At 32.5% G+C, this 11579-nt stretch carries 11 protein-coding genes; 7 read left to right on the top strand and 4 right to left on the bottom strand.

Annotation, left to right across the window (positions count from 1 at the left end):
- Positions 1 to 106 precede the first annotated feature (106 nt).
- Positions 107 to 1453 (top strand): serine hydrolase domain-containing protein, encoded by a 1347-nt coding sequence (locus ABD771_RS08710; RefSeq protein ID WP_345093608.1) that lies wholly within the window; start codon positions 107 to 109, stop codon positions 1451 to 1453.
- A 97-nt stretch (positions 1454 to 1550) separates the two neighbouring features.
- A complete protein-coding gene (locus tag ABD771_RS08705; RefSeq protein ID WP_345093606.1) occupies positions 1551 to 1739 on the top strand; it encodes a hypothetical protein in 189 nt (62 codons plus the stop codon).
- A gap of 68 nt (positions 1740 to 1807) precedes the next feature.
- Here the strand turns inward: ABD771_RS08705 and sufD are convergent, their stop codons facing one another.
- The 4 genes from sufD to ABD771_RS08685 all read right to left on the bottom strand — a co-directional run bounded on the left by sufD (position 1808) and on the right by ABD771_RS08685 (position 5764).
- Positions 1808 to 3124, bottom strand: coding sequence for a Fe-S cluster assembly protein SufD (sufD, locus tag ABD771_RS08700; RefSeq protein WP_345093603.1), 1317 nt, complete (start codon positions 3122 to 3124; stop codon positions 1808 to 1810).
- A 69-nt stretch (positions 3125 to 3193) separates the two neighbouring features.
- Positions 3194 to 3943 carry a Fe-S cluster assembly ATPase SufC gene (sufC, locus tag ABD771_RS08695; protein ID WP_298117636.1) on the bottom strand — a complete coding sequence of 250 codons (750 nt, stop codon included), beginning with the start codon at positions 3941 to 3943 and terminating at the stop codon, positions 3194 to 3196.
- 36 nt (positions 3944 to 3979) lie between these two features.
- Positions 3980 to 5428, bottom strand: coding sequence for a Fe-S cluster assembly protein SufB (gene sufB / locus ABD771_RS08690; RefSeq protein WP_345093600.1), 1449 nt, complete (start codon positions 5426 to 5428; stop codon positions 3980 to 3982).
- A 6-nt stretch (positions 5429 to 5434) separates the two neighbouring features.
- Positions 5435 to 5764, bottom strand: coding sequence for a HesB/IscA family protein (locus ABD771_RS08685; protein WP_345093598.1), 330 nt, complete (start codon positions 5762 to 5764; stop codon positions 5435 to 5437).
- Positions 5765 to 5929: 165 nt separating this feature from the next.
- Between ABD771_RS08685 and ABD771_RS08680 the strand changes: the two genes are divergently transcribed.
- The 5 genes from ABD771_RS08680 (at position 5930) to rnpA (ending at position 11484) form a co-directional block, all read left to right on the top strand.
- Complete coding sequence (locus tag ABD771_RS08680; RefSeq protein ID WP_345093596.1) at positions 5930 to 6790, top strand: MBL fold metallo-hydrolase; 861 nt, start codon at positions 5930 to 5932, stop codon at positions 6788 to 6790.
- A gap of 68 nt (positions 6791 to 6858) precedes the next feature.
- A complete protein-coding gene (locus tag ABD771_RS08675; RefSeq protein WP_345093594.1) occupies positions 6859 to 8454 on the top strand; it encodes a S8 family peptidase in 1596 nt (531 codons plus the stop codon).
- Between the two features lie 61 nt (positions 8455 to 8515).
- Positions 8516 to 10408: a M1 family metallopeptidase gene (locus tag ABD771_RS08670; protein WP_345093592.1), complete on the top strand. Its 1893-nt coding sequence runs from the start codon at positions 8516 to 8518 to the stop codon at positions 10406 to 10408.
- A gap of 256 nt (positions 10409 to 10664) precedes the next feature.
- A complete protein-coding gene (locus ABD771_RS08665) occupies positions 10665 to 11078 on the top strand; it encodes a hypothetical protein (protein ID WP_345093590.1) in 414 nt (137 codons plus the stop codon).
- A gap of 13 nt (positions 11079 to 11091) precedes the next feature.
- Positions 11092 to 11484 carry a ribonuclease P protein component gene (rnpA, locus tag ABD771_RS08660; RefSeq protein ID WP_345093710.1) on the top strand — a complete coding sequence of 131 codons (393 nt, stop codon included), beginning with the start codon at positions 11092 to 11094 and terminating at the stop codon, positions 11482 to 11484.
- Positions 11485 to 11579 lie beyond the last annotated feature (95 nt).

The following is an 11579-nucleotide window of genomic DNA, read 5'->3' as shown; positions in this document are numbered from 1 at the left end:
TTTTACCAAACAGATGTTAATAAAATCATAGTTTTATAGATGTAAAATTTTGTAATGATTACTGATTTCATTTTTAATTTATAAATTGCATGAAAATCTATTTACAATGAAAAAATTCTTCAAAATATTCGCGGTTTTACTAATATTAGTTTTAGTTTATCTTCGAATAGAAATTTATCCGCAGCTTGATATGATAACTGGTTTTTCATCTAAAAGCGTTACCTCAGGACATTTTTTAGACAATCGTTCTTTGGAAACCATTGAACAAGGCGATAATGATATTGATAAAATAGATTGGGCAACCAATGAAATTAATGACGCGGAACGATTTGTTACTTCAAAAGTTTATGGATTAAAAGAACGAAAAGCTATTTATCGTGAAGGATTAGGAGCAACATTGATTAACGATGATTTTGATTTTTCAAAACCTTACAATGTTCCGAAAAGGACTAAAATTAATACTAATTTACCTTTTCCTTATGGAAATTTAGAACCAAAAGACACTGTTTTTTCAAATATTGACTATGTCAAATTAAAAGCTGTTGTTGAAAATGCTTTCGATAAAAAAGGTCAAAAAGACAAGCGGACACGCTCGGTAATTGTAATTTATAAAAACAAAATTATTGCCGAAAAATACGCTGATGGTTTCAATAAAAACTCAAGAATTTTAGGTTGGTCAATGACTAAAAGTATCACAGGAACTTTATTTGGAATCTTGCAAAAACAAGGCAAATTCGATATCATGAAGCCAGCTCCAATTGCGGAATGGAAGAACGACGAACGTTCAAAAATTACCACAAACGATTTACTTCACATGAATTCAGGATTGGAATGGGAAGAAGATTATGGAAAAATTTCGGATGTGACTAAAATGCTTTTCATTGAAGAAGATATGACTAAATCACAAATCAATAAACCACTAATTGGAAAACCCAATAACACTTGGAATTACTCTTCAGGAACAACTAATTTATTGAGTGGGATTTTGCGAAAACAATTCAAAACGCATCAAGAATATTTGGATTTTTGGTACAGCAATTTATTAGACAAAACCGGCATGAATTCTGCAATTGTTGAAACCGATATGGCTGGAAATTTTGTGGGTTCGTCCTATGGTTGGGCAACCACACGTGATTGGGCAAAATTCGGCTTATTGTACTTACACAAAGGCAATTGGAACGGCGAACAAATCTTTGACGAAAGTTGGGCGAAATACGTGTCTACACCAACGAATACTTCCGATGGACAATATGGTGCACAATTTTGGTTAAACGCTGGAGGAAGATTTCCAAATGCTCCAAAAGACATGTTCTACGCAAGTGGCTATCAAGGACAAATGGTAGCAATTTTCCCAAGTCACGATTTAGTTATCGTTCGAATGGGATTGAAAGAAGATCCTGAATTTGATTTTAATGGGTTGTTGAGTGGGATTGTTAGGAGTTTAGGAAAATAGGCACATAAAAATATAAGTTTTTACTTTAAATGTGTAATATTTCTGGTTAACTTGTAACTACTTTTGTTAGGTAATCTAAAAAAATAAAATCATGAATATGAAAAGGATTTTTGGTGGATTCCTTACAATTTTAGGAATTGTTGGACTTGTATATACTGCCATAGTTTTTTCAAGTACAGCTGGAAGTGAAAGAGATATAAAGTCATTAATTATTTATGGAGTATTGGGTGTTGTGTTTTTTGTTTCTGGTATAGGATTGATTAAAACAACTAAGGACGAATCATAAAAACTTTAATTATAAAAAAAGCTTTCCGAAATGGAAAGCTTTTTTGCTGTATTAAAATTGCTTTTTTTCTATAAATCAAACCCTAAATTAACACCCAATTTATTAGCAATAATCTTAGTAATTCGTTGTTTTAATTCAGGTATTTTTATGCTTTCGATTACAGTATTTGAAAACGCATACATCAATAGTGCTTTAGCTTCTTTCCTTGGAATACCGCGTTGTTGCATGTAAAACATTGCACTTTCGTCTAATTGACCTATGGTGCAACCGTGCGAACATTTTACATCATCGGCAAAAATTTCTAATTGTGGTTTTGCGTTTATTGTTGCTTTATCACCAATTAAAATATTGTTATTTTGCTGGAAAGCATCCGTTTTTTGAGCTTCTTTTTCTACGTAAATTTTTCCGTTGAAAACTCCTGTTGAACTGTCTGCTAAAATCGTTTTATAATTTTGATGGCTTTCGCAATTAGGCGTTGCATGATTTACAAGCGTATAATGATCAACATGTTGCTTGTCGCCAATAATCGTAATTCCTTTTAAAGTTGAATCGATTCTTTCTCCAAAATGATAGAAATTCAAGTTATTTCTAGTGATATTTCCACCAAAAGAAAACGTATGCACCGAAACTCTACTTTCTTGTTTTTGAGAAATATACGTATTATTAATTAGGTTTGCCGTTAGTAAATCATTTTGAATTTTATAATAATCTACGATAGCACGTTTTTGAGCAAAAATCTCTGTAACCGAATTGGTCAATACTGGATTCTCATTCAAGGATTGATGTCTTTCAATGATTTGAACGTGAGCATTTTCGCCTACAATTACCAAATTTCGAGGTTGCACCATCAAAGCATCTTCTTTTCCTGTAGAAAAATAAATGATTTCGATTGGTTTTTCAACCACTTTACTTTTCGGAATGTTGATGTACGCACCTTCGTTTGCAAAAGCGGTATTCAACGTAGTTAAAGTCTCGTCTTTACTAGCGATTTTATTGAAATACTCGTCAATAACCATTTTGTATTTTGGTTTGGTCAATGCCGATGACATTAAGCAAACATCCAATCCATCATGTGTAGTTGATGATAAAAACGAAGAGAATTTTCCGTCCACAAAAATCACTTTGTAGGTGTCAATTTCGTGCAAGAAGTATTTTTTAACCTCAGCGAATTCAATAGCATTCTCGTGTTTTGGAAAAACGGTGAAGTCATTTTTTAAGATGGCGTTCAACGAAGTATATTTCCATGCTTCCTCTTTTTTGGTTGGGAAACCTTTATTTTCAAAGTTTTTTATAGCCGAAGTACGTACATCGTGCAACTGAGAAGTCACATCGATTTGCTCTTCAAAAGCCATGAAAGACGATACTAATTTTTCTTTTAAATCCATAATTTTGTTGTCGGTTGTCAGTTGTTTTTGTTGTCAGTTTGAAACCGATAACAGACAACTGATAACTTTTTAAACTAATTCACTTTTTATCCAATCGTATCCTTTTTCTTCTAATTCGTAAGCCAACTCTTTTCCTCCGGACTTTACGATTTTTCCGTCCATTAATACATGAACAAAATCTGGAATAATATAATCTAACAAACGTTGGTAGTGCGTGATTACTAACACTGCGTTGTTTTCATTTTTCAATTTGTTAACGCCATTAGCTACAATTCGAAGCGCATCAATATCAAGACCTGAATCGGTTTCGTCAAGAATCGCGATTTTTGGTTCTAACATTGCCATTTGGAAGATTTCATTACGTTTCTTTTCTCCACCAGAAAAACCTTCGTTTAATGAACGTGACAAGAATTTTCTATCCATTTCCAATAATTCTGATTTTTCACGAATTAACTTCAACATTTCATTGGCTGGCATTTCTTCTTGCCCGTTAGCTTTTCTCTTCTCGTTGATGGCTGTTTTGATAAAATTCGTAACAGAAACTCCTGGAATTTCTACTGGATATTGAAACGACAAGAAAACACCTTTGTGTGCTCTTTCTTCTGGAGCTAATTCTGAAATATCTTCACCTTCTAAAAGGATTTCACCTTCCGAAACTTCGTAATTTTCATTTCCTGCAATGATGGAAGAAAGTGTTGATTTCCCGGCACCATTTGGTCCCATTATAGCGTGAACTTCTCCAGCTTTTATCTCAAGATTAATTCCTTTTAATATTTCTTTGTCTTCAACTGAAGCGTGTAAATTTTTTATTGATAACATTTTTTGAATGTGTTTTTTATTCTGATTTAATATTGATTATCCTACGGAACCTTCTAACGAAATTTCCAATAATTTTTGAGCTTCAACCGCAAATTCCATTGGTAATTTATTCAAAACTTCTTTACTGAAACCATTTACAATCAATGCAATTGCTTTTTCGGTTGGAATTCCTCTTTGATTGCAATAGAACACTTGGTCTTCACCGATTTTTGAAGTCGTTGCTTCATGTTCGATTTTGGCGCTTGAATTTTTACTTTCAATATATGGAAACGTATGCGCACCACAATTATTTCCCATCAAAAGGGAGTCACATTGCGAGAAATTTCTAGCATTATCTGCATTAGCACTAATTCTAACCAATCCTCTATAACTGTTTTGTGATTTTCCTGCAGAAATTCCTTTTGAAATAATAGTTGATTTAGTGTTTTTTCCTAAATGAACCATTTTAGTTCCTGTATCGGCTTGTTGAAAATTATTTGTAACCGCAATCGAATAAAATTCGCCTATTGAATTATCTCCTTTTAAAACCACTGAAGGATATTTCCATGTTACTGCCGAACCTGTTTCAACTTGCGTCCATGAGATTTTTGCATTTTTTTCGCAAATTCCTCTTTTGGTTACAAAATTAAAAACGCCGCCTTTTCCTTCTTTATTTCCAGGATACCAGTTTTGAACGGTTGAATATTTGATTTCAGCATCGTCTAAAGCAATTAACTCCACAACAGCTGCGTGCAATTGATTTTCATCACGACTTGGTGCTGTACAACCTTCTAAGTAAGAAACATAACTGCCTTCATCAGCAATAAGAAGTGTTCTTTCAAATTGACCTGTTCCTGCTTGATTTATTCTAAAATAGGTTGATAATTCCATCGGACAACGAACGCCTTTTGGAATATAACAGAAACTTCCGTCGGAAAAAACAGCCGAATTTAATGCTGCATAAAAATTATCTCTTTGAGGTACAACGGTTCCTAAATATTTTTGAACTAATTCTGGATATTCACGAATGGCTTCCGAAATACTCATGAAAATGATGCCTTTTTCCGCCAATGTTTTCTTGAAAGTAGTAGCTACCGAAACGGAATCGACTACAATATCCATAGCAACATTGTTCATCATTTTTTGTTCGTCGACAGAAATTCCCAATTTTTTATACATCTCTAAAAGATCTGGATCTACATCGTCGAGTGTTTTATTTGGATCCGCTTTTTTTGGTGCTGAATAGTATGAAATGGCTTGAAAATCGGGTTTTTCATAATGAACATTTGCCCATTCTGGTTCAACCATTTCTTGCCATGCACGAAAAGCTTCAATACGCCAATCAGTCATCCATTGTGGTTCTTCTTTTTTCAAAGAAATCGCACGAACAATGTCTTCGTTTAACCCAATAGGAAACGTCTCCGAATCCAAATCGGTGTAGAATCCATATTCGTATTCTTTATTTTCTAATTCGACTTTTAAGTCGTCTTCAGTATATTTTGCCATAGTTTTTTATAACGAAAATGATTCTCCGCAACCACAAGTTCTACTTGCATTTGGATTATTAAATACAAATCCTTTTCCGTTCAATCCGCCTGAAAATTCTAAAATTGTTCCTGCTAAATACAAAAACGATTTCTTCTCAACGGCAATTTTTATATTATTATCTTCAAAAACTTTATCGTTTTCTCCAAGCTCTTTGTCAAATTTTAATTCATATGACAAACCCGAGCAACCACCGCTTTTTACGCCTACTCTAACGTAATCTTGGGCAGCGTCAAAACCGTCATCTTTCATCATGTCGATGATTTTTTTGCTTGCTGAATCAGAAACTTTTATCATTGCTTATTTTGATTTTGTCTAAATTAACCGCAAAGTTACTACAATTATCGATTTTATCAACAAACGCTAACATTTTTATAACTAATATTTCCATAGAAAAAATTGATTTTATCGTTTATCAAACCAACCTATTTAGTAAATTGCAACGTTTTTAAAATAAAAATCATGAAACTTTACCCAATTGAAGCAGGAAATTTTAAGTTAGATGGAGGGGCTATGTTTGGTGTAGTACCAAAAACCATTTGGAATAAAACCAATCCGGCTGATGAAAATAATCTTATTGACATTGCGGCTCGTTGTCTTTTAATTGAAGAAGGGAATCGCTTAATCCTTATTGACACTGGCATGGGAAATAAACAATCGGAAAAATTTTTTAGTTATTATTCGCTTTGGGGAAATCATTCCTTAGATAAATCATTGGCTAAATATGGTTTTCATCGTGATGATGTAACCGATGTTTTTATGTCGCATTTGCATTTTGATCATTGTGGCGGAAGCGTAAATTGGAATAAAGACAAAACAGGTTTTGAAGTTGCTTTCAAGAATGCCAAATTTTGGACCAATGAAAACCATTGGGAATGGGCAACCAAACCAAATCAGCGTGAGAAAGCATCATTTCTTTCAGAAAATATTTTACCAATGCAAGAAAGCGGTCAACTTAATTTCATAAAAAGACCTGAAAGTGATTTCTTAGAAAAGTCGGAACTTGATTTTGGAGTTTTCTTCGTTGATGGGCACACAGAAAAAATGATGATTCCGCATATTCAATATCAAGATAAAACTATTGTTTTTTGTGCCGATTTGATTCCAACTGCCGGACATTTACCTTTACCTTATGTTATGGGTTATGATACGCGACCACTTTTAACAATGCCTGAAAAATCGAAGTTTTTAGAAAATTGTGCGGAAAATAATTTTTACTTATTGTTGGAACACGATGCGCATAACGAAATCATCACCGTAGAAAAAACAGAAAAAGGCATTCGATTGAAAGAAGTTTTTAAATGTGAAGATGTCTTAATCTAATGTTAATCATTTTTAAATTCTAATAAAACTAAATACTTTTAAACCAATTTTTAAAAAAAATAAAAATAATGAAATTTATTAAACCTTTTTTTATCTCCGCTGTAGTAGCGCTTGCACTTACAAGTTGTAGTCCATCATTAGCTCCAATTATTGGAACTAATCCAGCCAATATTGATAAAACTCCATTAAAAACAACTCCAATTAGTGAAGCTGATATGCTTAGATGGAGTCATTTAGATTTAGTTAAAGATACTATTCCTGGAATGAGTGTTGACAAAGCATATAAAGAGCTTTTGAAAAGTAAAAAGGGGACAAAAATTATAGTTGGTGTAGTAGATTCTGGACTTGATATCGATCACGAAGATTTGAAAGGTAAAATCTGGACCAATAAAAAAGAAATTGCTGGTAACAAAAAAGACGATGACAATAATGGATATACTGATGATGTTCATGGTTGGAACTTTTTAGGTGAAGCAACCGATGAGAATTTAGAGTTAACTCGTATTGTAAAAAAAGGTCCAAATACACCAAATTATGCTGAAGCTAAAGCAGAATTAGATGCTAAATTAGCAGAAATGATGCAATACAAACCTCAAATGGATATGATTTCTAAAGCTGATAAAGCGATTAAAACTCATTTGAAAAAAGAAATTTACACGATTGATGATTTGAAAAAAATCGTTACCACGGATGCTGCTTTAAATCAAAACAAAATGATAATGTTGAGCGTTGCAACACAAGTTGGTCCAAATTTTCAAGAGGAAATGAAAGGTCAAATAGATTATGTATACGACCAGATTAACTATAACTTGAATGTTAATTTTGATGGTAGAAAAGCTGTTGGTGATAACCCTGAAGACATTAATGATAAAAAATATGGTAACGGAAACTTAAAAGGCCCGGATGTTGAAGATGCACTTCATGGTACACACGTAGCTGGAATTATTGCTCAAGTAAAAGGAAACAATAAAGGTGGAGATGGCGTTGTGACTAGCAATGTAGAAATAATGGCTCTTCGTGCTGTTCCAAACGGAGATGAATATGATAAAGATATTGCATTAGCTATTCGCTATGCTGTAGATAATGGTGCTAAAGTAATTAATGGAAGTTTTGGAAAAGACTATTCGCCACATTCTGATTGGGTTCAAGATGCTATAAAATATGCGGCTAGCAAAGACGTTTTAATAGTTCATGCAGCTGGAAATGATTCAAAAAATATTGATACGGCTCCAAATTTCCCAACAGATGAAGTAAATGGAACTGAAATTGCTGATAATCTTATCACAATTGGAGCTTTAAACCATGAATATGGCTCAAAACTTGTTGCTGATTTCTCAAATTATGGTTTGAAAAACGTTGATGTTTTTGCTCCTGGAGTTAAAATTTATGCAACTATTCCGAACAACAAATACAAATATGAACAAGGAACATCAATGGCATCACCAAATGCTGCTGGAGTTGCTGCGTTAATTCGTTCTTATTATCCAAATTTGACAGCATCTCAGGTGAAACATATTCTTATGGATTCTGGAACTCCAATCTCTACAACTGTTGTTGTAGGTGAACAAAAAACAACGATTCCTTTTTCTAATACTTGTGTTTCAGGTAAAATTGTTAATGCTTACAATGCTTTGTTAATGGCAGAACAAATGTCAAAAAAATAAAAAACTATATATCAAACTAATGGAAGAGCATAACGTTCTTCCATTTTTTATTTAAAATCTGATGAAAAAATTTATTGCGCTTTCTTTTTTTATTACAAGTTTTTCAACTTCTTTTTCGCAAAGTAATGGTTATTGGCAACAAAAAGCTGATTACAAAATGGAAGTTTCGATGGATGTTAAAACATACCAATACAAAGGAAAACAAGAATTAATTTACACTAATAATTCTTCAGATACTTTACGAAAAGTTTTCTATCATTTGTACAACAATGCTTTTCAACCAGGAAGCGAAATGGATATGCGATTACAGTCTGTAAAAGATCCAGATGGTAGAATGGTAAATAAAATTAAAGTTGACGATAAAACAACTAAAAACGAAAGTAGAATAGCCAAATTACTACCAAATGAAATTGGTTATTTACACATTTCAAATTTTAAACAAGACGGCCAAAGTGCTGTTGCTAAAGAAGTAGAAACTATCTTAGAAGTTACTTTAGCAAATCCTATCTTACCAGGTAAAACCTCAACTTTTACATTAGATTTTGATGGACAAGTTCCAATTCAAATTCGCCGTTCTGGACGAAATAACAAAGAAGGTGTAGAACTTTCAATGGCACAATGGTATCCTAAAATTGCCGAATTTGATTTTGAAGGATGGCACGCCGATCCTTACATCGCAAGAGAATTTCATGGTGTTTGGGGTAACTTTGATGTAAAAATAACAATTGATAAGAAATATCTTTTAGGAGGAACTGGTTATCTTCAAAACGGAAATGAAATTGGATATAACTATCAAAACGAAGGTGTTATTGTAAAAATCCCTAAAAAACAGAAAGCATTAACTTGGCATTTTTTTGCTCCAATGGTGCACGATTTTACTTGGGCTGCTGACAGAAATTACCTTCATGATGTTGTAAAAACAGATTTCGGAACAACACTTCATTTTATTTACAAAAACAATCCTAAAATTCTTGAAAACTGGAAACAAGCTCAACCGAAAACTGCTGCGTTAATGAACTATTTCAACACTATTGTTGGCAAATATCCTTATGAGCAATATTCTGTTATACAAGGTGGTGATGGCGGAATGGAATATGCCATGTGCACCTTAATCTTGGGAGAAGGAACTTTTGAAGGACTTGTTGGAGTAATTGCTCACGAAATGGGACATTCATGGTTTCAACATGTACTTGCAACAAATGAAAGTAAACACTCATGGATGGACGAAGGATTTACCTCTTTTATTGAAGATTTGGGAGTCAACGAACTTGCTGAGAAAAAATCAGCCAATCCTTTTTCAGGTTCTTATAAATCGTATATCAATTTGGCTAATTCTGGCAAAGAACAACCACTATCAACACATTCAGATCGATATGACGAAAATAGAAGTTATAGCATTGCTTCTTATAGTAAAGGCGAACTTTTCTTAACTCAGTTAGAATATCTTATTGGAAAAGAGAATTTGATGAAAACAGTAAAAAGATTTTACTCAGAATTCAAATTCAAGCATCCAACTCCAAACGATATAAAACGAACAGCAGAAAGGGTTTCGGGAGCAAATCTAGATTGGTATTTAACTGATTGGACTAAAACTTTGAACACTATTGATTACGGAATTAAAAATGTTGATAGCGCAACAGATGGTGTTAAAAAAACTGGTGTTTCTCTCGAAAGAATTGGAAGAATGCCAATGCCAATAGATATTTTAGTAGAATATACCGATGGCACAAAAGAAACTTTTTACATTCCGTTGCGAATGATGAGTTTTGAAAAAGAAAACCCAACTCCTGAAATTAAAAGAACAGTGCTGAAAGATTGGGCATGGGGAAATCCAAATTATTTCTTTGAAATTGATAAAGAGAAAACAGCAATTAAAAAAATTAGTATTGATCCAAGCAGTTTAATGGCAGATGTAATGCCTGATAATAATTCTTACGAAATCGCCACAAAATAAAAGTTTGCGCAAGCAAACACCAATAAATAAAGGCGATACCATATATGACCTATAAAAATCATATTTTCTTATATGAAATAAAATAAACCAAAAAGCGTTCTAAAGTTGGAACGCTTTTTTTTGGAATAGAATTTGTAATTTTACACTCGATTAAATTTCTTATTTATGAAATCGCCTTAAACTAAAGTTTGCACAAGCAAACACCTTTGATTAAAAGCGATAACATATGTTACCAAAAAAAATAAAATTTAAACATATGAAACCTTTACATTTTATACTTTTTTTACTTACCCTAAACCTAGGTTTACATAAAACCTCAGCACAAGTCTACACTTTCAAAACGAGTAGTTTGAGTGTTATGGATAAAAATTCTAAAGGAGGTTGGAACGAATGGACTGAATTTAAAAAAGCTGAAATTATAATTACTTTAGATGCAAATAAAGACCGATTTGTTATTAATTCAAAAGAGCTTCAATTGTATAAGATTGAATCTTATCTTGAAAAAACATCCAATGAAAATGATGACACTTTAGGTTTTATTTGTACCGATAATGATGGTGTTAAATGTGCTATTCTTATTGTAACTCGCAAAAAAGAAAACAATAGAATGCAATTTTACATCAACTATCCAGATTTGAAAATGGTGTACAATATTTATACTACCAAATAATTTGTCAACAGAAGTGGATTTCAAATATCCGAAAAACGAAAAACTTAAAAGCAGAAAAACTATCGATTTGCTTTTTACTGAAGGAAAATCTGTCTCAAAATTTCCTTTACGATTGGTTTATACACCTATAGAAGATTGCGAAGGAAAAATAAAATTTGGCGTTTCTGTTTCCAAAAAACATTTCAAACATGCTGTGGATAGAAATTACTTTAAACGCGTTTTAAGAGAATGCTATCGATTAAATAAACATTTGATTCTCGATAATTTAGACCAAAAATATGCTATCATGTTTTTTTATCAAACCAAAGAACGACTGACTTATTCCGAAATAAATGAAAAAACAATTTTGCTTTTCGAAAAATGGATTACTACTCTTAAAGAAGGAAATTTGAAATTGAACTATTAATGATTAATTAAAAAAATAGTTTTCTAATCTTATTACAATATATTTGACGCTGTTTATTACATTCGTAAAATAAAATTCAAGAAAAAAGAAATACA

Source organism: Flavobacterium chungnamense (genome assembly GCF_039539165.1).
Classification (GTDB): Bacteria; Bacteroidota; Bacteroidia; order Flavobacteriales; family Flavobacteriaceae; genus Flavobacterium; species Flavobacterium chungnamense.
The sequence above is the reverse complement of the archived record's forward strand: the minus strand, read 5'-3'. Positions and strand labels throughout refer to the sequence as shown.